The organism is Pseudomonas mediterranea CFBP 5447 (genome assembly GCF_000774145.1).
GTDB classification, from domain to species: domain Bacteria; phylum Pseudomonadota; class Gammaproteobacteria; order Pseudomonadales; family Pseudomonadaceae; genus Aquipseudomonas; species Aquipseudomonas mediterranea.
Genome location: NZ_KN322986.1, coordinates 602664 through 623783, shown reverse-complemented (window position 1 = coordinate 623783; position 21120 = coordinate 602664). Strand labels below are relative to the sequence as shown.

General features: G+C 62.9%; 20 protein-coding genes. 7 read left to right on the top strand and 13 right to left on the bottom strand.

Translation table 11 applies throughout. The features are described 5' to 3' along the window. Window positions 1-93 precede the first annotated feature (93 nt). From N005_RS19715 to exaC, 9 genes are all read right to left on the bottom strand, one after another. On the bottom strand, window positions 94-825 hold the full coding sequence (locus N005_RS19715) for a LexA family transcriptional regulator (RefSeq protein ID WP_047702722.1): 732 nt from the start codon (window positions 823-825) through the stop codon (window positions 94-96). Between the two features lie 195 nt (window positions 826-1020). After that, window positions 1021-1548: an inorganic diphosphatase gene (ppa, locus tag N005_RS19710; protein WP_041022311.1), complete on the bottom strand. Its 528-nt coding sequence runs from the start codon at window positions 1546-1548 to the stop codon at window positions 1021-1023. A gap of 110 nt (window positions 1549-1658) precedes the next feature. After that, window positions 1659-2471 (bottom strand): M90 family metallopeptidase, encoded by an 813-nt coding sequence (locus N005_RS19705; protein ID WP_047702721.1) that lies wholly within the window; start codon window positions 2469-2471, stop codon window positions 1659-1661. Window positions 2472-2477: 6 nt separating this feature from the next. Then, window positions 2478-3125 carry a DedA family protein gene (locus N005_RS19700; RefSeq protein ID WP_047702720.1) on the bottom strand — a complete coding sequence of 216 codons (648 nt, stop codon included), beginning with the start codon at window positions 3123-3125 and terminating at the stop codon, window positions 2478-2480. A 367-nt stretch (window positions 3126-3492) separates the two neighbouring features. After that, entirely contained in the window at window positions 3493-3957 is a 465-nt protein-coding gene (locus N005_RS19695; protein ID WP_047702719.1) for a GNAT family N-acetyltransferase, read from the bottom strand. A 107-nt stretch (window positions 3958-4064) separates the two neighbouring features. Further along, window positions 4065-4889 (bottom strand): ethanolamine ammonia-lyase subunit EutC, encoded by an 825-nt coding sequence (gene eutC / locus N005_RS19690; protein WP_047702816.1) that lies wholly within the window; start codon window positions 4887-4889, stop codon window positions 4065-4067. Between the two features lie 11 nt (window positions 4890-4900). Next, window positions 4901-6295, bottom strand: coding sequence for an ethanolamine ammonia-lyase subunit EutB (locus N005_RS19685; protein WP_047702718.1), 1395 nt, complete (start codon window positions 6293-6295; stop codon window positions 4901-4903). 205 nt (window positions 6296-6500) lie between these two features. Further along, a complete protein-coding gene (gene eat / locus N005_RS19680) occupies window positions 6501-7871 on the bottom strand; it encodes an ethanolamine permease (RefSeq protein ID WP_047702717.1) in 1371 nt (456 codons plus the stop codon). A 233-nt stretch (window positions 7872-8104) separates the two neighbouring features. Further along, window positions 8105-9625 (bottom strand): acetaldehyde dehydrogenase ExaC, encoded by a 1521-nt coding sequence (gene exaC / locus N005_RS19675; RefSeq protein ID WP_047702716.1) that lies wholly within the window; start codon window positions 9623-9625, stop codon window positions 8105-8107. 471 nt (window positions 9626-10096) lie between these two features. Between exaC and N005_RS19670 the strand changes: the two genes are divergently transcribed. From N005_RS19670 to N005_RS19655, 4 genes are all read left to right on the top strand, one after another. Next, window positions 10097-12004, top strand: coding sequence for a sigma-54-dependent Fis family transcriptional regulator (locus tag N005_RS19670; RefSeq protein ID WP_047702715.1), 1908 nt, complete (start codon window positions 10097-10099; stop codon window positions 12002-12004). A gap of 198 nt (window positions 12005-12202) precedes the next feature. After that, on the top strand, window positions 12203-13552 hold the full coding sequence (gene mpl / locus N005_RS19665) for a UDP-N-acetylmuramate:L-alanyl-gamma-D-glutamyl-meso-diaminopimelate ligase (RefSeq protein WP_047702714.1): 1350 nt from the start codon (window positions 12203-12205) through the stop codon (window positions 13550-13552). Then, window positions 13549-14181 (top strand): flavin prenyltransferase UbiX, encoded by a 633-nt coding sequence (ubiX, locus tag N005_RS19660; protein ID WP_047702713.1) that lies wholly within the window; start codon window positions 13549-13551, stop codon window positions 14179-14181. Before mpl ends, ubiX begins: the two co-directional genes overlap by 4 nt. Continuing rightward, window positions 14174-14458 (top strand): YceK/YidQ family lipoprotein, encoded by a 285-nt coding sequence (locus tag N005_RS19655; RefSeq protein WP_047702712.1) that lies wholly within the window; start codon window positions 14174-14176, stop codon window positions 14456-14458. Before ubiX ends, N005_RS19655 begins: the two co-directional genes overlap by 8 nt. Window positions 14459-14728: 270 nt before the next feature. Here the strand turns inward: N005_RS19655 and N005_RS19650 are convergent, their stop codons facing one another. The 3 genes from N005_RS19650 to N005_RS19640 form a co-directional block, all read right to left on the bottom strand. Beyond that, window positions 14729-15370: an oxidoreductase gene (locus tag N005_RS19650; RefSeq protein WP_047702711.1), complete on the bottom strand. Its 642-nt coding sequence runs from the start codon at window positions 15368-15370 to the stop codon at window positions 14729-14731. Window positions 15371-15397: 27 nt separating this feature from the next. Beyond that, the gene (locus N005_RS19645) at window positions 15398-17116 is read right to left on the bottom strand and encodes a C13 family peptidase (protein WP_047702710.1); all 1719 of its coding nucleotides are present in this window, start codon (window positions 17114-17116) and stop codon (window positions 15398-15400) included. Between the two features lie 103 nt (window positions 17117-17219). Continuing rightward, a complete protein-coding gene (locus N005_RS19640) occupies window positions 17220-17675 on the bottom strand; it encodes a MaoC family dehydratase (RefSeq protein ID WP_047702709.1) in 456 nt (151 codons plus the stop codon). Between the two features lie 202 nt (window positions 17676-17877). Between N005_RS19640 and N005_RS19635 the strand changes: the two genes are divergently transcribed. From N005_RS19635 to N005_RS19625, 3 genes are read left to right on the top strand one after another with little or no spacing between them, the layout of a single operon-like run. After that, window positions 17878-18246, top strand: coding sequence for a CidA/LrgA family protein (locus tag N005_RS19635; protein WP_047702708.1), 369 nt, complete (start codon window positions 17878-17880; stop codon window positions 18244-18246). Continuing rightward, entirely contained in the window at window positions 18243-18959 is a 717-nt protein-coding gene (locus tag N005_RS19630) for an LrgB family protein (protein WP_047702707.1), read from the top strand. Before N005_RS19635 ends, N005_RS19630 begins: the two co-directional genes overlap by 4 nt. Before the next feature lie 9 nt (window positions 18960-18968). Beyond that, window positions 18969-19559: an LON peptidase substrate-binding domain-containing protein gene (locus N005_RS19625; RefSeq protein ID WP_047702706.1), complete on the top strand. Its 591-nt coding sequence runs from the start codon at window positions 18969-18971 to the stop codon at window positions 19557-19559. Window positions 19560-19697: 138 nt separating this feature from the next. Here the strand turns inward: N005_RS19625 and N005_RS19620 are convergent, their stop codons facing one another. Further along, window positions 19698-21014, bottom strand: a complete 1317-nt coding sequence (locus N005_RS19620) for a bifunctional DedA family/phosphatase PAP2 family protein (protein WP_047702705.1) — start codon at window positions 21012-21014, stop codon at window positions 19698-19700. Window positions 21015-21120: the final 106 nt, after the last annotated feature.

Sequence of the window (21120 nt, the reverse complement as noted above, 5' to 3'; positions counted from 1 at the left end):
GTTCTCCTCAGGGCAGCAACACAAAAGGATCTTCTTGGGACAGTAATCTCCTTCAGGCAGGAAGCGCTGGCTACTGTCCTTTAGTCCGCAGCCTTAATCGAACACCTGCGGTCGTTGCTTGTTGAGGGTGGACCACCAGAACACCCAGCCCAATACCCTGATGTTCTGCGCTTCGATCTGTTCGGCGCTGAAAACTTCGTCCGGGTAGGCGGTGCTGTTGTGGCTACGCAGGCGCAAGCGGTTGCCGGGGATTCGGTGGAGGTATTTGATGCGCAGCATGCCGTCGTGTTCGAGGGCGTAGATCTGGCCGTCGATGACTTGGGTCAGGCCGCGGTCGATGGCGAGGATGGAGCCGTCTTCGATGCGTTCGGCCATGCTGTCGCCGACCATGGTGGTGCAGATGGCGTCGTTGGGGTTTATTTCCAGGGATTCGAGGTAGCTGCGGGGCAGGCGGATGGATTGGTCGGGAATTTCGGTGATGTGGGTTTTGCTGCTGCCCGTTGCGATGGGCGCTTCTGTGTAGAAGGGCAGTTCGATGTCCTGGGTTTCCGCCACGCTGTAGACGCCTTGGACTTCGGCGGCTTCATAGGTGGTGCCGGGGCCGAGGCCCAGCGGGGTTTGTGGGCCTTCGCCGTGGGCGAGCCATTGCGGGCTGACGGTCAGCAGCCCGGCGATACTGTGGATACGACCCGGCGGGATGCCGCGGTTGAACCAGTTGTTCACGTGCTGTGATTTAACGCCGTATAACTTCGCGAAGTCGGCGGATCGGATTTGTGCTTCTTTGAGTAGGGCTCTGAAGCGGTCGCCACTGGAGGTCTTTTTCATAAACGGAAAGTTTAGGAGCGACTGTATTTTGAGCAATAAACAAGTCGTTCAAATTTATAAGACGATCTTTCCGTTTGCAGGATTTGAAAGCGGCTGGATAAACGCAGTTAAACACTGTTAATACAGTTTCGTATTAGGCGCTATTAAGGCATAAAAAAACCCCGGTGCAAACCGGGGTTCTTTTTTAAATCAGTTTCAGCCCTTGTAGGCGGCAACCGACTTGGTGATCGCTTCGCGGGCGGCGTCAGCACCGGCCCAGCCTTCGATTTTCACCCACTTGCCTTTTTCGAGGTCTTTGTAGTTCTCGAAGAAGTGTTCGATCTGCTGGATCAGCAGGGGTGGCAGATCGGTGTATTCCTTCACGTTGACGTACAGTTGCGACAGTTTGTCGTGTGGTACTGCGATGACTTTGGCATCGCCGCCGCCGTCGTCGGTCATGTTCAGGATACCGACTGGACGGGCGCGGATGACCGAGCCAGGGGCCACCGGGTAAGGGGTCACGACCAGCACGTCGAGGGGGTCACCGTCGTCGGCCAGGGTGTTGGGGATGTAACCGTAGTTGGCCGGGTAGAACATCGGGGTGGCCATGAAGCGGTCAACGAACAGGCAATCGCTGTCCTTGTCGATTTCGTATTTGATCGGGGCGTGGTTGGCCGGAATTTCGATCGCAACGTAGATGTCGTTCGGCAGGTCTTTGCCAGCCGGAATCTTGCTGTAACTCATTGGGCGGTGTCCCCGTTAGTTGACCAAAAGGCTGGTCGGATTGACCAAAAGTGGCGGCGATTATAGGCATATTCAGCCATCGATGCCACGTTACCAGGGTCTTAGAGACCTTAGTATGACGCCTGATAGACCGGATCCTCGGCCTGAAGTTGCCGCAGCCGCGCCAGAGGATCCTGGCGGTAGAACGCCTTGAGCTGCTCATAGACGCGCGGGTACGCCTGGTGCAGCAGGTCCGGGGCGCTGAAGAAGTATTCGCTGGTGACGGCGAAGAACTCCGCCGGGTTTTCCGCGGCGTAGGGATCGATGAGGGTTTCGGCGTCCGGGTTATGGTCCAGTTGGCGGTTGAGGTCGTCGAAGGCTTGTTGCATGGCCTCGGCCCAGTCGCTGACGCGCATGTCGGCGTGCAGCGGTGGCAGGCCGTTGGCGTCGCCGTTGAGCATGTCGAGCTTGTGCGCCAGTTCGTGGATCACCAGGTTGTAGCCGTCCCAGCCGCCGCTGGCGAGCACGCCGTCCCAGGCCAGGATGATCGGGCCCTGGGGCCAGGCTTCGCCGCTGTGTTCGCCGTCCCATTCGTGTTCGATGCCGCTGGCGTCGCGGTAACGCTGGGGGCTGAGGAAGTCATCGGGGTAGAGGACGATTTCGTGGAAGCCCTGGTACCAGTTCAGCTCGCCCAGGTGCATCAGCGGCAATTGGGCCTGAGCGGCGAGCAGCAGGCGTTGTTCCTGGTGTAGTTCGACGCCGGGCAGGGCGGTCAGGTGCTTGTCCTGCAGAAACAGCACGCAGGCCTCTCGCAGCCACTGGTCTTCGGCGGCGCTGATGCCATCGAGGAAGCTCAGGTGGTGACGCACGCGCTGCCAGGTGTCATCGGCCACGGGATGCTTGGCGAGGGTGCGTTGTCGGCGCCAGTTGCTCAGGGACCACATGGGCGATCAGGCCTTCGAAGCACGCTGGCCCATTTTGCTGCGGACCAGACTGATGATCATCGGCAACAGCGACACCAGGATGATGCCTACCACCAGCAGCGACAGGTTCTGCTTGATGAAAGGCACGTTGCCGAAGAAGTAACCGAGGGTCACCAGGCCGCCGACCCAGAGGACGGTGCCGAGGACGCTGAAGCCGAAGAAGCGCGCATAGGGCATTTTCCCCACGCCGGCGACGAAGGGCGCGAAGGTGCGGATGATTGGCAGGAAGCGCGCCAGGGTCACGGTCTTGCCGCCGTGCTTGTCGTAGAAGTCGTGGGTTTGTTGCAGGTAGTCGCGGCGGAAGATTTTCGAGTTGGGGTTGCTGAACAGCTTCTCGCCCGCGGTGCGGCCGATGAGGTAGTTGGTGCTGTCGCCGAGGATCGCTGCCAGCATCAGCAGGCCGGCCAACAGGAGTGGGTCCATGGCGCCGCCCGCGGCCACGGCGCCGGCGATGAACAGCAGCGAATCCCCTGGCAGGAACGGCGTGACCACCAGGCCGGTTTCACAGAAGATCACCAGAAACAGGATGGCGTAGACCCATGTGCCGTAGTTGGTCACCAGCATGTCGAGGTACACATCGAGATGCAGAATGAGGTCGAGGGGATTGAAATCCATGCAATACACCTGTGATGACGGCCGGGTTGGGCGGGCTTTTGGGCCTGGCTTTGGTTAGGGCTACCGGGTTGTAGCTTTTTCTTACACGCCGGGAAGATCGGGATTATACGGGCAGGTGTGTGATGGGCGTGTTGAGTTTGTTGCGGGGGATTTCGGGTTTCACAGTAGGTTGAGAAGTATCCTTGTGGCGAGGGGATTTATCCCCGCTGGGGTGCGGAGCGCCCCTAGAAAGGCCAACTCGGTGAATCTGAAGCACTGGGTGTTAGGTTTTGGGGCTGCTTCGCACCCCAGCGGGGATAAATCCCCTCGCCACAGGGGAGGCTGTGTGCCAGGGGATCGTTCGCCCAATCCCCTTGCCACAACGCATTCAGGTGAAATCCTCGCCAATCGGCAACACGTAGTTCTTGAACTCGGTGTCTTCCTTGAAACCGATGGATTCGTAGGTCTTCTGCGCCACTTCATTGTCGCTGCTGGTGGAGACGCGCATGCGGACGGCGTTGGTTTCCTTGGCCATTTTTTTCGCGGTGCGGATCAGGTGGTCGGCCACCAGTTGGCGGCGGGCGTCTTCGGCGACGTAGATGTCGTTGAGGATCCACACGCGCTTGAGGGACAGCGACGAAAAACTCGGATAGAGCTGGCAGAAGCCCAGCAGCTTGCTGTTGTCGTCATCGGGCAGGGCCAGGTAGATCACCGATTCCTTGCGGCGCAGGCGCTTTTCGAGAAAGGCCCGGGACGAGTCCGGGTATGGCAGCGAGCCATAGAATTCCCGGTATTTGACGAACAATGGGGTCAGCAGGTCCAGGTGTTCCAGGGTCGCTTGAATAATCCGCATGGCAGGTCCCGTTTACAAAGATCGACACAAAGTCTGACAACAACGGCGCGCTGCCGTGCTTTTGATGCTGCCTGAAATCGGATCAAAAACGCAATTGGATCTACGGATCAGCTTTGGGGCGGCATCAGTAGGAAATTACCTTTCATATCGGCACCGTTTTCCGACTCTAGCGTGTGTACTTGGGCTTCGTCCTTCAGGTTGACCCCCGAAAGCTGTCGGCGACAGGCCTCGCGCATCAGGTAGACCAGGCGATGGGCCGCCATGCCGTAGCTCAGGCCTTCGAGCCGGACATTGGAGATGCAGTTGCGGTAGGCGTCGGTCAGGCCGACCTTGGGGTTGTAGGTGAAATACAGGCCCAGGCTGTCGGGTGAGCTGAGGCCGGGACGTTCGCCGATCAGGATCACCGACATTTTTGCCCCAAGGCGTTCCGCCACTTCATCGGCCACCGCGACCCGGCCTTGTTCCACCAGGATGACCGGCGAAACCGACCAGCCGTCAGCAGCGATCTGTTCTTCCAGGCGCGCCAGGAACGGCAAGGTATGACGATGCACCGCCAGCGCCGACAGGCCGTCGGCCACCACGATGGCAAGGTCGACGCCGCCGGGATGGGCCGCTGCGTAATCGTCCAGTGCCTGCGCAGAGGGCTCGTCCAGGCGTCGGCCCAGATCCGGGCGCTGCAGATAACTGTTGCGGTCGCTGGCGGCACTGTGGAGCAACAGGCTCTCGCGGCCGCGCTCGGCCAGTTGTGCGCGAATGCCCTGGTGGTCGAACGCCAGGTGTACCGCGTCCCGCGCCTGGGCGTGGGCGTATTGGAAGTCCAGTTGTGCTTTGGTCGGCAGGCTAGTGCCGGTGCGGCCCAGAGCGATGCGCGCCGGGGTCAGGCGGCGCAGTTCCAGCCAGGGGTTTTGCGAATCGACAGGTTTTTTATCCATCGGCAGGTCACTCATCCCAAGTGCGCCAGGGCGTGACGAAACGCCGGAGGCAGGTTGTCGCCGAACCGCACCCGGCCGTCGGCCTGGGTGAAGATGCCCATGTTCGCCAACCATTGCTCGAACTCCGGCGCCGGCTTCAGGCCCAGGGTCTGGCGGGCGTAGAGGGCGTCGTGGAACGAGGTGGTCTGGTAGTTGAGCATGATGTCGTCGGAGCCGGGGATGCCCATGATGAAGTTGATTCCGGCCACGCCCAGCAGGGTCAGCAGGGTGTCCATGTCGTCCTGGTCGGCTTCGGCGTGGTTGGTGTAGCAGATGTCGCACCCCATCGGCACGCCCAGCAGCTTGCCGCAGAAGTGGTCTTCAAGGCCGGCGCGGATGATCTGTTTGCCGTTGTACAGGTATTCCGGGCCGATGAAGCCTACAACGGTGTTGACCAGGAACGGGTTGAAATGTCGTGCCACGGCGTAGGCCCGGGTTTCGCAGGTCTGTTGATCGACGCCGTGGTGGGCGTTGGCCGACAGGGCGCTGCCCTGGCCGGTTTCGAAATACATCAGGTTGTTGCCGAGGGTACCCCGATTGAGGCTGAGCCCGGCGTCGTAGCCTTCTTTCAACACGTTGAGGTTGATGCCGAAACTGGCATTGGCCGCTTCGGTGCCGGCGATGGACTGGAACACCAGGTCCAGGGGCACGCCACGGTTGGCCGCTTCGATGGAGGTGGTGACGTGGGTCAGCACGCAACCCTGGGTCGGGATGTCGTAGCGCTGGATGATGGCGTCGAGCATTTCCAGCATGGCGCAGATCGAGGCGGTGCTGTCGGTGGCCGGGTTGATGCCGATCATGGCGTCGCCGTTGCCGTAGAGCAGGCCGTCGAGGATGCTCGCGGCGATCCCGGCCGGTTCGTCGGTGGGGTGGTTGGGTTGCAGACGCGTGGACAGGCGTCCGCGCAGGCCGAGGGTGCCGCGGAATTTTGTCACCACGCGGATTTTCTGCGCCACCAGCACCAGGTCCTGGACGCGCATGATTTTCGACACGGCCGCGACCATTTCCGGGGTCAGGCCGGGGGCCAGTGCCCGCAGGCTGTGTTCGTCGGCGCCGTCGCTGAGCAGCCAGTCGCGAAAGCCGCCGACCGTGAGGTGGCTGACCACGGCGAAGGCCTGTTTGTCGTGGGTGTCGACGATCAGCCGGGTGACTTCGTCGGCTTCGTAGGGAATCAGCATTTCTTGCAGGAAATGGCTGAGGGGCAAGTCAGCCAGGGCCATTTGCGCGGCCACGCGCTCGCCGTCGTTGAGCGCCGCGACACCGGCAAGGAAATCCCCGGAGCGCGCCGGGCTGGCTTTGGCCATCAGCTCTTTGAGGCTGTCGAAACGATAGGTCTGGGCGCCGACGGTATGGGCGAATGCGGCCATGGGCGGTGTCCTCCAGGTTTTCTCATTAACTCAAGTACACCACCGAACCCTGTGGGAGCGAGCCTGCTCGCGATAGCGGAGTGCCAGTAAAACACGGGTCGACTGATTCGCTCCCACAGGGGGACTTGCGTTCAGACGACGAACTCAGCCCCCCAGCAGGTTCTGCGTGCACTTCCATAAGCCGGCGCCCGGCGCCGGTGCAAGGTCAGATCCCTGTGAGCATAGCGTCTGCCGGGGCAGCGGAGCGTTGCTTGGCGGTCAGTTGGAAGTACAGGTAGCCGACGATCATGAAGGCGAGGAACACCAGGCCGATCAGGGTGTTGAACCAGGCCATCGCCACCAGGCACACCACGGCCAGGAACAGCGCGATGCCCGGCACGATGGGGTAGCCCGGGGCGCGGAAGGTGCGTTCCAGGTTCGGTTCGACTTTACGCAAGCGGAACAGGCTGAGCATGCTGATGATGTACATCACGATGGCGCCGAACACCGACATGGTGATCATCGCCGCCGTCAGGCTCATGCCTTGCAGGTTCACCAGGCCATCGCTGTAGATCGCCGCGATGCCGATGACGCCACCGGCGAGGATCGCCCGGTGCGGGGTCTGGAAGCGCGACAGTTTCGCCAGGCTCCGTGGCAGGTAGCCGGCCCGGGCCAGGGCGAAGAACTGCCGCGAGTAGCCGAGGATGATCCCGTGGAAGCTCGCCACCAGGCCGAACAGGCCGATCCACACCAGCATGTGCATCCAGGTGGAGTTGTTGCCGACCACGGCTTTCATGGCTTGGGGCAGCGGGTCGTTGATGTTCGACAGCTGGCGCCAGTCGCCCACGCCGCCGGCCATGATCATCACGCCGATGGCCAGGAACACCAGGGTCAGGATGCCGCTGACATAGGCGCGGGGAATCGTGCGTTTCGGGTCCTTGGCTTCTTCGGCGGCCATGGCCGCGCCTTCGATGGCGAGGAAGAACCAGATCGCGAAGGGGATCGCCGCAAAAATGCCCGGAATTGAAGCGAGGCTGAACTCGTTTGCACCAGACCAGCCGTTGAGCACGAAGTTACTGAAGCTGAAGCCGGGGGCGACCACGCCCATGAACACCAGCAGCTCGGCCACCGCCAGCACCGTGACCACCAGCTCGAACGCCGCGGCGATGCTGACGCCGAGGATGTTGAGGGTCATGAACACGATGTAGGCGCCGACTGCCGCAACCTTGGGGTCCAGCTCCGGAAACTGCACGTTGAGGTAAGCGCCGATGGCCATGGCGATGGCCGGTGGCGCGAAGACGAATTCGATCAGCGTGGCGATCCCGGCGATCAGGCCGCCTTTCTCGCCAAAGGCCCGCCGGCTATAGGCGAAAGGCCCGCCGGCGTGGGGGATCGCGGTGGTCAGTTCGGTAAAACTGAAGATGAAACAGGTGTACATCAGCGCCACCATCAGCGCGGTGACCAGAAACCCGAGGGTCCCCGCGGTGCCCCAGCCGTAACTCCAGCCGAAGTATTCGCCGGAAATCACCAGGCCGACGGCAATACCCCATAAATGGAGGGTGCCGAGTGTGGGTTTGAGTTGGGTGGTAGTTGTCATAAGTCCTCGCTGTTCTTTTTGATCTGTTGGACTTTCGGTTGGGGTGTGGAGCGGGTACGCAAAGCTCATGCCAGCGACAGGGCATTGATTCTGAGTGTGTCGGTGATGACGCTATCGCGAGCAGGCTCGCTCCCACAGGGGATAGGTGGTGCTCCACAGTCCCTGTGGGAGCGAGCCTGCTCGCGATAGCTATCCAAAGGGCGACGCAGGATGACCTGCATCGCCCCCAAGGCTTAGAAGAAGCCCAACGGATTGATGTCGTAGCTCACCAGCAGGTTCTTGGTCTGCTGGTAGTGATCGAGCATCATTTTGTGGGTTTCACGACCCACGCCGGACTTCTTGTAGCCACCGAATGCGGCGTGCGCCGGGTAGAGGTGGTAGCAGTTGGTCCAGACGCGACCGGCCTTGATCGCCCGGCCCATGCGGTAGGCGCGGTTGATGTCGCGGGTCCACAGGCCGGCGCCGAGGCCGAACTCGGTGTCGTTGGCGATCGCCAGGGCTTCGGCTTCATCCTTGAAGGTGGTGATGCTCACCACCGGGCCGAAGATTTCTTCCTGGAACACGCGCATCTTGTTGGTGCCCTTGAGCAGGGTCGGCTGGATGTAATACCCGCTGGCGAGGTTGCCTTCGAGTTTTTCCACCTGGCCGCCGGTCAGCAGCTGAGCGCCTTCGCCCTTGGCGATTTCCAGGTACGAGAGGATCTTGTCGAACTGCTGCTCGGACGCCTGGGCGCCGACCATGGTGTCGGTGTCCAGCGGGTCGCCGCGTTTGATCTGTTCGATCTTCTTCATCACCACTTGCATGAATTCGTCGTAGATCGACTCCTGCACCAGGGCGCGGGATGGGCAGGTGCAGACTTCACCCTGGTTGAAGAACGCCAGCACCAGGCCTTCGGCCGCCTTCTCGATGAAGCTCGGCTCGGCCTGCATGATGTCTTCGAAGAAGATGTTCGGCGACTTGCCACCCAGCTCCACGGTGGACGGGATGATGTTCTCGGCGGCGCATTTCATGATGTGCGAGCCCACCGGGGTCGAGCCGGTGAAGGCAATCTTGGCGATGCGCTTGCTGGTTGCCAGGGCTTCGCCGGCTTCCTTGCCGAAGCCTTGCACCACGTTCAGCACGCCGGGCGGCAACAGGTCACCGATCAGTTCCATGAGCACGCAGATGCCCAGTGGGGTTTGCTCGGCAGGCTTGAGCACCACGCAGTTGCCGGCGGCCAGGGCCGGGGCGAGTTTCCAGGCGGCCATCAGCAGCGGGAAGTTCCACGGGATGATCTGCCCGACCACGCCCAGCGGTTCGTGGATGTGATAGGCCACGGTGTTGCCGTCGATCTCGGCGGCGCTGCCTTCCTGGGCCCGCAGGCAACCGGCGAAGTAGCGGAAGTGGTCGGCGGCCAGGGGAATGTCGGCGTTGAGGGTTTCGCGCACGGCCTTGCCGTTGTCCCAGGACTCGGTGATCGCCAGGGTTTCGAGGTTCTGTTCGATGCGGTCGGCGATTTTCAGCAGGATCAGCGAACGGGCCTGGGCCGAAGTGGCGCCCCAGGCATCGGCAGCGGCGTGGGCGGCGTCCAGGGCTTTTTCGATGTCTTCGGCCGTGGAGCGCGGGAATTCGGCAATGGGCTGGCCATTGACCGGGGAAGTATTGGTGAAGTACTGACCTTTGACAGGCGCGACGAACTCGCCGCCGATGTAGTTACCGTATTTGCTCTTGAACGAGACGATAGCGCCTTCAGTACCGGGGTGAGCGTAACGCATGGTGAGTTCTCCTTGGCTTTTGTGCTTATACGGGAGGCCGCGCAAATTGAGCGCCGGTATTTAAGCCTAGAGCAAAGGTCGGGCCACTGCCGTGCAGGGCCCGAAAATCAAGGGCTAGAGGGGGATGCATCGGACGGGCGGAAGCCGTGCGTGACGATTGCGATACAGGTGGCGTGACACTTTGTGCCATTTCTGAAACGGCCGGTGACTGGCGGGTCGCGCCAGCATTGCAAAGCGCTTGTGGCTGGAGGATGCTGGGGCAATCTGTGAGTTGCCCAAGTATCGATGGAGAAGTCGGGCATCCTGTGGGAGCAAGGCTTGCCCGCGATGAACGATGACGCGGTCTACCTGTGATCCGCGCCAAGGCTATCGCGGGCAAGCCTTGCTCCCACAGAAACAACCCTTTACCTGGGGCTAGGTGTTCAGCAGTGACTCCAGCAAGGCCGCAACCTTCGGGGAGAACAATAAGAAATGCACAGCAACCATTTGAGTCGCCATGCCCAGCAGGTCCTGACGGTCACCCAGGGCAAGGCCCATTTGCAGGGGCCTGGCAGCGATCCGTCGATTGCCCGTTCCTGGCTGCGCTGCCTCGAGGACTATCACCTCGACCCGGCCCAGAACCTGGCGCCGACGGTGCTGGAGCATGGTCGGGTGCTGGAAAGCCGCGAGCGTCTGCAACAGGTGCTGCATATCGCCGGTTCTGAAATGACCAGCCTGCATCAGCAACTGTCCGGCGCTGGTCACGCGGTGTTGCTCACCGACGCCCGGGGCGTGATCCTCAACTGCGTCACCGCTCCCAGCGAACGGAAGATCTTCGAACGGGCCGGTCTCTGGCTCGGGGCCGACTGGAGTGAAGCCTGCGAGGGCACCAACGGCATCGGCACCTGTCTGGTGGAACGCCAGGCCCTGACCATCCACCAGGAAGAACATTTTCGCGGTCGCCACACCGGCCTGACCTGCTCGGCCAGCCCGGTCTTCGATCCCCATGGCGAACTGCTGGCGGTGCTCGACGTATCCTCGGCCCGGCCGGACGTGTCGCGCCAGAGCCAGTTCCACACCATGGCGTTGGTGAATCTGTCGGCGAAGATGATCGAGAGCTGCTATTTCCTGCGCTGCTTCGACAATCAATGGTTGCTGCGCTTTCATCTGCAGGCCGAGTCCGTGGGGTTGTTCAGCGAGGGGCTGCTGGCATTCGACGGTGAAGGGCGAATCAGTGCCGTCAACCAGAGTGCGCTCAACCTGCTGGGGCATATTCGCGGCGGCTTGCTGGGGCAGCCGGTAGAAGCGTTTTTCGATTGTTCACTGGACGAATTGCTTGGCCGGGCCAGCGCCCAGGCCAGCGCCAGTTGGCCGTTGCGCACCCGTGACGGTCGGCATCTGTTCGCGGTGCTGCGTGGTCAGCCTCGCAGTATCCCGGTGCCGCTCGCGCCGCCGCCGAAGGCTTCCGAGCCGCCGCGACTGTCGGGCATCTGCCTGGGGGATGCGCAACTGCAGGAGCATTTCCGCAAGGCGCTGCGGGTGTTCGAGCGCGATGTACCGCTGCTGGTCAACGGTGAAACCGGTTGCGGCAAGGAGGCCTTCGCCAAGGCCGTGCATCAGGCCAGCCAGCGCGCCGGGAAAAGTTTCGTCGCCCTCAATTGCGCGGCCATCCCCGAAAGTCTGATCGAGAGCGAGCTGTTCGGCTATCGCGGCGGCAGTTTCACCGGGGCTCGCAAGGAGGGCATGCGCGGCAAGCTGCAGCAGGCCGATGGCGGCACCTTGTTCCTGGATGAAATCGGCGACATGCCCCTGGCCTTGCAGACCCGCTTGCTGCGGGTGCTGGAGGATCGCCAGGTGGTGCCCATCGGTGGCGAACCCGAGACGGTGAACGTGCGCATCATCAGCGCCACCCACCGGCAATTGCTTGAGCGAGTGCAGGACGGCAGCTTCCGCGAAGACCTGTACTACCGGCTCAACGGCCTGGAAATCCCTTTGCCGGCATTGCGCGAGCGCAGCGACAAGTCGCAGTTGCTGGATTTTCTGCTGGCCGAAGAAAGCGGCACCGAAGCGGTGTTCATCGACGAACCGGCGCGCCGGGCGCTGCTGGCGTTCGATTGGCCGGGCAACGTGCGGCAGATGCGCAACGTGCTGCGCACCCTCGCCGCGTTGTGCGACGGTGGCCGGATCGGGCTGGACGATCTACCGGCGATGATTCGCCAGGCACGCCCGGCGTTGGAGGACACACCCGCGTCCGAACATCCGCTGGAGGGCGCGGAACGGCTGGCCTTGCTCAATGCGCTGGAACAGACCCGCTGGCACATGACCAACACGGCCGAGCAACTGGGCATCAGCCGCAATACCTTGTACCGAAAGCTGCGCAAGCACGCGATCGCTCGCTGACCCGGATGACGATCGTTCCCACGCTCCGCGTGGTAACGCTTCAACGGACGCTCTGCGTTCGGCTCTTTGGGACGCGGGGCGTCCCGGGCTGCATTCCCACGCGGAGCGTGGGAACGATCAGTGGTGTGAAGTCCGAAAGACAAGGTGCGATTTCCCCCTCCCTACGCTAACCTGCGGCCATGTTTTACGAGGTCGACTATGCACATCCATATTCTCGGTATTTGCGGCACTTTCATGGGTTCGATGGCGGTCCTGGCCAAGGAGCTGGGCCATCATGTGACCGGTTCCGACGCCAACGTCTACCCGCCGATGAGCACCCAGCTGGAGGCCCAGGGCATCGAGCTGACCCAGGGCTATGACCCGGCGCAGTTGGATCCGGCACCGGACCTGGTGGTCATCGGCAATGCCATGTCCCGTGGCAACCCGGCGGTGGAGTACGTGCTCAACAAAGGCCTGCCGTATGTGTCCGGCCCGCAATGGTTGGCCGATCACGTGTTGCAGGGCCGTTGGGTCCTGGCCGTGGCGGGGACCCATGGCAAGACCACCACCAGCAGCATGCTCGCCTGGGTCCTGGAGCACGCGGGCATGAGCCCGGGCTTCCTGATCGGCGGCGTGCCGCAGAACTTCTCGGTATCGGCGCGCCTGGGCGGTACGCCGTTCTTCGTGATCGAAGCCGATGAATACGACAGTGCGTTTTTCGACAAGCGTTCGAAGTTCGTCCATTACCGCCCGCGCACGGCGATCCTGAATAACCTGGAGTTCGATCACGCAGACATCTTCCCGGATCTGGCGGCCATCGAGCGGCAATTCCATCATCTGGTCCGCACCATCCCGAGCGAAGGCCTGGTGATTCATCCGACCACCGAGCCGGCCTTGCAGCGGGTCATCGAGATGGGCTGCTGGACCCCGGTGCAGACCACCGGCGCGGGCGGGCAGTGGCAGGTGAAGTTGCTGAAGGACGACGGTTCGCAGTTCGAAGTGATGTTCGAGGGCCAGTCCCAAGGCGTCGTGGAGTGGGAACTGACCGGCCAGCACAACGTCGCCAACGCTCTGGCCACCTTGGCGGCGGCGCGTCACGTGGGCGTGGTGCCGTCGATGGGCATCGCCGCGCTGAGTGCGTTCAAGAGCGTCAAGCGCCGCATGGAAAAGGTCGCCGAAGTGCGCGGCATCACCATCTATGACGATTTCGCCCACCATCCGACCGCCATTGCCACGACCCTCGACGGTTTGCGCAAGCGTATTGGCGACGCGCCGCTGATCGCGATCATCGAGCCGCGCTCCAACTCGATGAAGCTCGGTGCCCACCGTGATGGCCTGCCGGAAAGCGTGGTCGATGCCGACCAGGTGATCTGGTATGCGCCGGCCAACCTCGGTTGGGACCTGGGCGCCACGGCCGCCTTGTGCACGGTGCCGTCGATTGTCAGCGATTCCCTGGAAGGCATCATCGAGCGTGTGAAGAGCCAGGCCCAGCCCGGCACTCACGTGGTGATCATGAGCAACGGCGGCTTCGGCGGCCTGCACGGCAAACTGGCTGAGGCGCTGAAATGAGCAATGGTCCGGAGCGCATCACGCTGGCGATGACCGGTGCGTCCGGCGCCCAGTACGGCTTGCGCCTGCTCGATTGCCTGGTGCGGGAGGACCGTGAGGTGCACTTCCTCATTTCCAAGGCCGCGCAGTTGGTGATGGCCACGGAAACCGACGTGACCCTGCCGGCCAAGACCCAGATGATGCAGGCCTTCCTCACCGAATACACCGGGGCGGCGGCGGGGCAGATCCGGGTGTATGGCAAGGAAGACTGGATGTCGCCGGTGGCGTCGGGCTCCGGCTCGCCGGCGGCGATGGTGGTGGTGCCGTGCTCCACCGGGACGCTGTCGGCTATTGCCACCGGGGCCTGCAACAACCTGATCGAACGGGCTGCGGACGTCACGCTCAAGGAGCGTCGCCAGCTGATCCTCGTACCGCGGGAGGCGCCGTATTCGAGTATTCACCTGGAGCACATGCTCAAGCTGTCGAACATGGGCGTGACCATCCTGCCGGCCTCGCCGGGCTTCTATCACCAGCCGCAGACCATCGACGACCTGATCGATTTCGTGGTCGCGCGGATTCTCAACCTGCTGAATATCCCCCAGGACATGTTGCCGCGCTGGGGCGAGCACCATTTGAGCAGTGATGAATAAGCTGCTGATCGTGCTGCTGGCGCTGCAACTGACCGGCTGCGCCACCGCCCGCACCCTCGACGCCGCCAAGCCTGGTGCGCCGGTGGTGTATGCGGGCACTCGCCTGGACCTTTACGCCCTCAACGGCGGCTGCTGCGCCAAGGACCGCTTTGGCGCCGAAGCCCCGAGCTACCCCGGTGTCGATCTGCCGGGCAGTGCGTTGCTCGATACCTTGCTGCTGCCGTTGTCGTTGTTTACGGCGATGGGGGTGGGGTTCCGGGCGACGGGTGGGTTGTAACACCGCGGCGGCGTCGTTTGACTGAGGAGGCAGGTGAACTCTCTGTGGCGAGGGAGCTTGCTCCCGCTCGACTGCGCAGAGTCGCCTCAAAAGCTCAGGGCTGCTTCGCACCCCAGCGGGAGCAAGCTCCCTCGCCACAATGGGCAGCGCCTGGCTTTGGTTCGGCGGCGCGCCCATCGCGAGCAGGCTCGCTCCCACATTTTGAATGCGCGCCCCAGTCCTTGTGGGAGCGAGCCTGCTCGCGATGGCGTCCGCTCGTGCGCTACAGCCTTACTTGCCCAACTTGCGCAACTCATCTGATTCCACCACCCGCACGCCATCCTGTTCCTCCAACGCCAGGCGCCACATGGCGCGGGCCAGTTGGCAGGCTTCGATGCCGTGGTATTTGCCGGGAATCAGCTTCGACAGGGGGCCGGCCAGTTGCTCGGCCAGCCGAGGCTCGACGCGGTCGCCCAACAGCAGGGAAGGACGGCAGATGGTCAGTTGTGGCCAGTCCTGGGCCTTGAGGGCGGCTTCCATTTCGCCTTTGACCCGGTTGTAGAAAATCGATGATTTCGCGTCGGCTCCCAGGGCGCTGATCACCACCAGGTGCCGTGCGCCGAGCTCCCGGGCGCGCTTGGCGAAAGCGACGACCAGGTCCAGGTCCACCGCGCGAAAGGCTTGTTCCGAGCCGGCTTTCTTGAGGGTGGTGCCGAGGCAGCAGAAGGCGATGTCGACCTGGCCGCTGAGGCGTGGCAGTACGTCGGCCGGTTCCCCAACCGGGTTTTCCAGATGTGGATGCTCGGCCAGCGGCCGGCGGGAGGGTGCGAGGACCCGGCTGATGGTCGGCTCGTTGAGCAGCCGGTCCAGCAGGTGTTCCCCGGTCAGTCCGGTAGCGCCGGCGAGCAAAACATGCTGAGGCGTCAAGTACATAGTGTTTCCCCCTTGATACGGTTCAGCTTAGTTGCTCTTTTTGACGTCGTCGTTCAGTGCAGCACTTTGCAATGCTTTTCGCGCCTGCAGTTTGCGCAGCAGTTGCCAGTGGGAAAGGACCGTCCTGGGGGCCCAGATCTGTGGCTCGGAAGCCTCGAAATTATCCGCCTGCTCCCGTTCGGCCACGGTGGCCTTGGCCAGCTTGAAGGCCTGTTCCAGGTCGTCGGTCTGGTTCAGCGCCTGGGCGAACAAGGCATCGCCGAAATAGGTGAAGTTGGCTTCCTCGGAGCAACCGAAGGACACCCGGTCGGCCCGTGAAGCCGTCATGACCAGGGTGCGCTCATCCTTGATCGCCGGGATGAAACCGCCGGAGTAGCAGGCCGAGATCACCACGATCTTGTCGCGGTTCTTCAGCGGTGCCAGCACCACCGCCAGTTCGTCGGCGGGCAGGTCGGCCAGTTCCATGCGTGGCTGGTCGAGCACCAGCTCATGTTCGCTGGTGCCATGGCTGGTCAGGTAGATGAAAATCAGGTCTTCCGGGCCGCTGCGTTCGGCCAGGGTGCTGGCGGCGCGGCGCAGGCTTTCGCGGGTCGCCATGGGGCGGTCGCCCAGGTGATCGCGATGATTGACCAGGCGGATCTGGCCGAACGCGCCGAAACGGCTGGCGAGCATGTTGGCGACATAGTCGGATTCGCGCAGGAACACGCTTTGCTTGCCGTCTCCGCCCAGGGTCAGGCTGTACAGCTCCACTGCTGGTGTCGAAGCGGGGATCTGGGCCAGGGCGTCGTCCAGCAGGCGGCCCTGTGACAGCAGGCCGAGTTCGAGTACGTCCGGCAGCAGCTTGCCATCCGCATCGCGCACCCGCTGGCCGTTGGCCCAGGTGCCGCTTTGCACCGTGCCGTCGGTCAGCACCAGGGTGCCGCGCCCGTGGTAACCGTCGTTTTCGAACTCGCCGATGTAAAAACTGCCATCGGGCAGGTTCAGGCGGCCCTGGCCGGTAAAGCGCCATTCATTGAAGCGGCCGAGGTAATGGCTGCCATCGGCGCCGATCAGCTCGCCCTTGCCCGTGAGCGCGCCATCCTTGAACTGGCCGATCCAGACATCGCCGTCGGCATTTTCATAGCGGCCGCGACCGTTGAGCTGGTTGTTCTTGAAGCTGCCGACATAGACATCGCCATCGGCGCTGTTGAACGTGCCTTTGCCTTGCAGCTGGCCATCGACGAAATGCCCGGTGAACTGGTTGCCGGCGGCATCGAAGCGCTGGCCGTCGCCGTTGGGCTTGCCATTGACGAACGGACCCTGGTATTGGCTGCCATCGGCGAGCTCCAGGCGGCCGAGGCCTGAATAACGGTCGGCCTTGAACTCGCCACGGTAGGTCACGCCGTTTTCCTTGAGCGTGCCTTCGCCGTCCCGGCGTCCCAACTTGAAGCCGCCGGTGTAGCTGCTGGTGGGCGTGTCGAGGCTGCCCTGGCCGTGGAACAGGCCCTGCTGGAACTGGCCGCGATAGACCTCGCCATTGCTGCCGTGCCATTCCCCGGTGCCATGCCATTGACCTTTGTCGAATTGCCCGGCATACCAACTGCCGTTGGGGTAGTCGACGCGTCCCTGGCCCTGCAGCAGGCCGTTCACCAAGTCGCCGCGATAGCGTCCGCCATCGGGCAGGCGTGCGTCAGGCGGCAACAGAGATTCGCCATCGCCGCAGGCGGCCAGCAAAAGGGTCAAAGCCAGGGGAAAAAGTAAGCGCATAACGGGATCCAGGTAATCAGGCGACGAGTATGCCGCAGCTATGCGCGATAGAACCAGAGAAGCGCTGCGAAACTGCCTGGGCGGTTTCGCATGCGCGAAGGGGTTACACGAAGCAGAGCGACAGGGGCTCGGCGATGTAGGCCGGCTTGTCCGAGCCTTCGATTTCCAGCGTGGCGGTGGCCTTGAGCAGCCATTGGCCGGGTTTTTTCTCGGTGGCGTCTACCAGCTCGACCTTGAGCCGGACCTTGGAATCGACCTTCACCGGCTGGATGAAGCGCACGCTGTCCAGTCCGTAGTTGACGACCATTTTCACGCCTTCAGGCAGGATCAGGATGTCTTCCATCAACTTGGGCATCAGCGACAGCGACAGGAAACCGTGGGCGATGGTGCTGCCGAATGGCGTCTGGGCGGCCTTGACCGGATCGACGTGGATGAACTGAAAGTCGCCTGTGGCTTCGGCGAACAGGTTGATGCGGTCCTGGTCGATAGTCAGCCAGTCGGAACGTCCGAGTTCCTTGCCGACATAATCTTTGAGCGCTGCAACGGGAACATAGGGCATTGAGACTCTCCTTGGTTCAACGGTTCTATCTTTGGTACGGGTCGGTGGCCTGTGTGGCTAGCGTCCCCGGGGAACCACTGTAGATCAACATGACGCACAGGGAAGGTCACTGACCATGCTTTTTACGAATGCCGGTCCATAGCCTGGGCGTGCTTATAATGCGGGCGCTTTCATTGGGTAGAGGTTGCAGGGGAGAGGACGGATGTTGCTACGGGGCCTGACCTGGCTGGTGCTGTTTCAATTGCTGGGCACCGCCATCAATCATTTGTTCTTGCCGGTGCTGCCGGGGCCGATCATCGGCCTGCTGCTGTTGCTGGGCTATCTGATCGTCCGTGGCGAAGTCGCCGAGCCATTGAGCCTGGCCGCCGGCAGCCTGCTGCGTTACCTGCCGTTGCTGCTGGTGCCGCCGGCGGTGGGGGTGATGGTCTACGCCCGGGCCATCGCCGCCGATTTCTGGGCCATCGTTGGCGCGCTGCTGTTGTCGCTGGTCCTGTCCATGGCGTTCACCGGGGTGTTGATGCAGCGCCTCGGCCGGCGCCACGTCGCGGCTGTTGAGGAGGACACGCCATGATCCTCGACTGGCAGGGCGCCTGGGCTTCGGTGATCCATCATCCGCTGTTCGGCATCGGCATTACCCTGGGGGCCTATCAACTGGTACTGGCGGCTTTCGAGAGGACCCGCTGGGTATTCCTGCAACCGGTGCTGATGTCGATGGTGCTGCTGATCGGTGTGCTGGTCAGCTGCGGCATCAGCTACGCCGAATACCGCAAGAGCACCGAGATCCTCAGCATCCTGCTGGGGCCGGCCACGGTCGCGTTGGCGGTGCCGCTGTACCTGAACCTGCGACGGATCCGGCAATTGTTCTGGCCGATCTTTACTACGCTGGTGATAGGCGGGGTGTTCGCCACCGGTTCCGCGGTGTTGCTGGGCTGGGCGTTCGGCGCCGAGCACATGATCCTGATGACCATGGCGCCCAAGTCGGTGACCTCGCCGATCGCCATGCTGGTGGCCGAGCAGATCGGCGGCGTGGCGGCCATGGCGGCGGTGTTCGTCTTGATCACCGGGGTGCTCGGGGCGATCCTGGGGCCGAGTATCCTGAACCGGTTGGGCGTCCACAGCCCTGAAGCCCGGGGCATGGCCCTGGGCCTGACGGCTCACGCGGTGGGGACATCGGTGGCGTTGCAGGAAAGCGAGGAGTCCGGCGCCTTTGCGGCGCTGGCGATGAGTCTGATGGGCGTGGCCACGGCAGTGCTGCTGCCGCTGGTGGTGTCGATGACAGTCTAGAGAACAGTTATGAATTTGCCGCTTTTCCCGTTGAACACTGTGCTTTTCCCCGGCTGCATCCTCGATTTGCAGATATTCGAGGCGCGCTACCTCGACATGATCGGGCGCTGCATGAAAAAGGGCGAAGGGTTCGGGGTGGTGTGCATCCTGGACGGGCAGGAGGTTGGTATCGCCCCGGAAGGTTATGCGCGGGTCGGCTGTGAGGCGCTGATCACCGACTTTTCCCAGCAGGACAATGGTCTGCTGGGCATTCGCGTGCAGGGCGGGCGCCGCTTTATCGTGCACGGCAGCAGTGTCCAGCCCGACCAGCTCACCGTGGCCGAGGTCGAGTGGCTGGAGGATGAGCCGGAGCAACCGCTGCAGGACGAGGACGCCGACCTGGTGGCATTGCTCCAGGCCCTGGCCGAGCACCCGATGGTCGAGGCCCTGAACATGGGCACCGAGGCGACCGGTCAACAGTCACTGGCCAACCAACTGGCTTACCTGCTGCCGTTCAATGAACTGGACAAGATCGACCTGCTGCAACTGGATGATCCGCAGCAGCGCCTGGATGCGATCCAGGTGTTGCTCGATGAGTTGCAGGGCGAGTTGTTCGCCTGAGGCTGGTGGCCGCAAAATGGCTGTTCACTGCACCTGTGGGAGCGAGCCTGCTCGCGATAGCGGTGCATCAGCCAATACCTCCTTCACTGACACGCCGCCATCGCGAGCAGGCTCGCTCCCACAGGGGGGCTCTGTGTCTCAATAGGCATACCGCAGCATCCCATGAGGCAGGTGCCGCAGGGCGAAGAAGCTGAACGCGGCCACCAGCGCCGGCAGGATCAGCCACCAGATCTTCGGCGGCATGGCGGGCAACGGGGTCTGGCGTTGGCTCAGCCAGAGGATGGCGGCACAGACGCAGGCGGCGAGCATGGCGCCGGCGAGGATGTCGCTGGGCCAATGGGCGCCCAGGTACACCCGGGACAAGGCAATCGCCAGTGCCGGCAGGCAACCCAGCAGCAGCCAGGTCAGGCGCAGGCGTGGCGGTTGTCCGCGACCGGCCAGGACCGCGAGCGCCAGGAACAGCGCGAACGAGCCGGAGGCATGGCCACTGGGCATGCTGTAGCTGGTCAGTGGGTCGGTGAGGATTTCCGGACGCACACGGGCGAAGAAGTGCTTGAAGCCGGTATTGGCCAGGGCGGTGAACAGCATGGTGGCGCCGGCGAAGATTGCCTGTCGCCATTGGCGCGCCAGCAACAGCAGTCCGGTCAGCAGGGCGCTGAAGATCAGCATGAAGCGGAATTCGCCGATCAGCGTGAAGGTCACGGCGATTTCGTCCAGGGTCGCGCTGCGATGCTCCTGGACCAGGGCCATCAACCCTTGGTCGAAGGCCGTCAGGTAGCGGAAACCGATGAACAGGCCGAGCAGGATCACCAGGCCCAGGCCGGCAATCAGCGCCGTGGCGTGTCGATGCCGGCGCAGGCTGCTGTTGACACTCAACCCGATCATCACCGCGATGCTACCGATGACGATGCCGGCCTGTAGCCAGAAGCCTTCGGGCAATGGCAGGCGAATCGCCGCCCCGGTGGCCCAGCCCGGCAACAGGTACGCTACGCTCCAGCCCGACGCGGCCAGCAGGCTGACGGCGGCAAAGCGCGGGAAGGGCATGTCGCACATCCCGGCCACCATTGGCAGCATCGGTCGCAACGGGCCGATAAAGCGCCCCACCAACAGACTGGCGATGCCGTAGCGCTGGAAATAGCTTTCCGCCGCGCTCATCCATTCCGGGTGGTGCCGCAGTCCCGGCAGGCGCCGGATGTTCTGGTGGAAGTGTCGGCCCAGGAAGTACGACACCAAGTCCCCGAGCAAGCCCCCGAGCAAGCCCAGCAACAGCGTCTCGCCCAGGGACAAGGCGCCGCTGCCGGCCAGCACCGCCACGGCAAACAGCAGCACGGTGCCCGGCACGATCAATCCGGCAATCGCCAGGCACTCCACGCACGCCACGATGAACACCGCCACCGCCAGCCATTGCGGGTTGGCGGCTAGCCAGCCAGTGATGCTATCGAGCCATGGGCCCATAGGTACAACTCCATTGAATGTGCATTGTTATTGTGGGAGCGAGCCTGCTCGCGATAGCGGTGTGTCAGTCAATATCAACGTTGAATGTACTGACGCCATCGCGAGC

Coding starts and splice junctions, on each gene's coding strand:
- N005_RS19715 (WP_047702722.1), bottom strand. CDS start 825: ATGAAAAAGACCTCCAGTGGCGACCGCTTCAGAGCCCTACTCAAAGAA.
- ppa (WP_041022311.1), bottom strand. CDS start 1,548: ATGAGTTACAGCAAGATTCCGGCTGGCAAAGACCTGCCGAACGACATC.
- N005_RS19705 (WP_047702721.1), bottom strand. CDS start 2,471: ATGTGGTCCCTGAGCAACTGGCGCCGACAACGCACCCTCGCCAAGCAT.
- N005_RS19700 (WP_047702720.1), bottom strand. CDS start 3,125: ATGGATTTCAATCCCCTCGACCTCATTCTGCATCTCGATGTGTACCTC.
- N005_RS19695 (WP_047702719.1), bottom strand. CDS start 3,957: ATGCGGATTATTCAAGCGACCCTGGAACACCTGGACCTGCTGACCCCA.
- eutC (WP_047702816.1), bottom strand. CDS start 4,889: ATGGATAAAAAACCTGTCGATTCGCAAAACCCCTGGCTGGAACTGCGC.
- N005_RS19685 (WP_047702718.1), bottom strand. CDS start 6,295: ATGGCCGCATTCGCCCATACCGTCGGCGCCCAGACCTATCGTTTCGAC.
- eat (WP_047702717.1), bottom strand. CDS start 7,871: ATGACAACTACCACCCAACTCAAACCCACACTCGGCACCCTCCATTTA.
- exaC (WP_047702716.1), bottom strand. CDS start 9,625: ATGCGTTACGCTCACCCCGGTACTGAAGGCGCTATCGTCTCGTTCAAG.
- N005_RS19670 (WP_047702715.1), top strand. CDS start 10,097: ATGCACAGCAACCATTTGAGTCGCCATGCCCAGCAGGTCCTGACGGTC.
- mpl (WP_047702714.1), top strand. CDS start 12,203: ATGCACATCCATATTCTCGGTATTTGCGGCACTTTCATGGGTTCGATG.
- ubiX (WP_047702713.1), top strand. CDS start 13,549: ATGAGCAATGGTCCGGAGCGCATCACGCTGGCGATGACCGGTGCGTCC.
- N005_RS19655 (WP_047702712.1), top strand. CDS start 14,174: ATGAATAAGCTGCTGATCGTGCTGCTGGCGCTGCAACTGACCGGCTGC.
- N005_RS19650 (WP_047702711.1), bottom strand. CDS start 15,370: ATGTACTTGACGCCTCAGCATGTTTTGCTCGCCGGCGCTACCGGACTG.
- N005_RS19645 (WP_047702710.1), bottom strand. CDS start 17,116: ATGCGCTTACTTTTTCCCCTGGCTTTGACCCTTTTGCTGGCCGCCTGC.
- N005_RS19640 (WP_047702709.1), bottom strand. CDS start 17,675: ATGCCCTATGTTCCCGTTGCAGCGCTCAAAGATTATGTCGGCAAGGAA.
- N005_RS19635 (WP_047702708.1), top strand. CDS start 17,878: ATGTTGCTACGGGGCCTGACCTGGCTGGTGCTGTTTCAATTGCTGGGC.
- N005_RS19630 (WP_047702707.1), top strand. CDS start 18,243: ATGATCCTCGACTGGCAGGGCGCCTGGGCTTCGGTGATCCATCATCCG.
- N005_RS19625 (WP_047702706.1), top strand. CDS start 18,969: ATGAATTTGCCGCTTTTCCCGTTGAACACTGTGCTTTTCCCCGGCTGC.
- N005_RS19620 (WP_047702705.1), bottom strand. CDS start 21,014: ATGGGCCCATGGCTCGATAGCATCACTGGCTGGCTAGCCGCCAACCCG.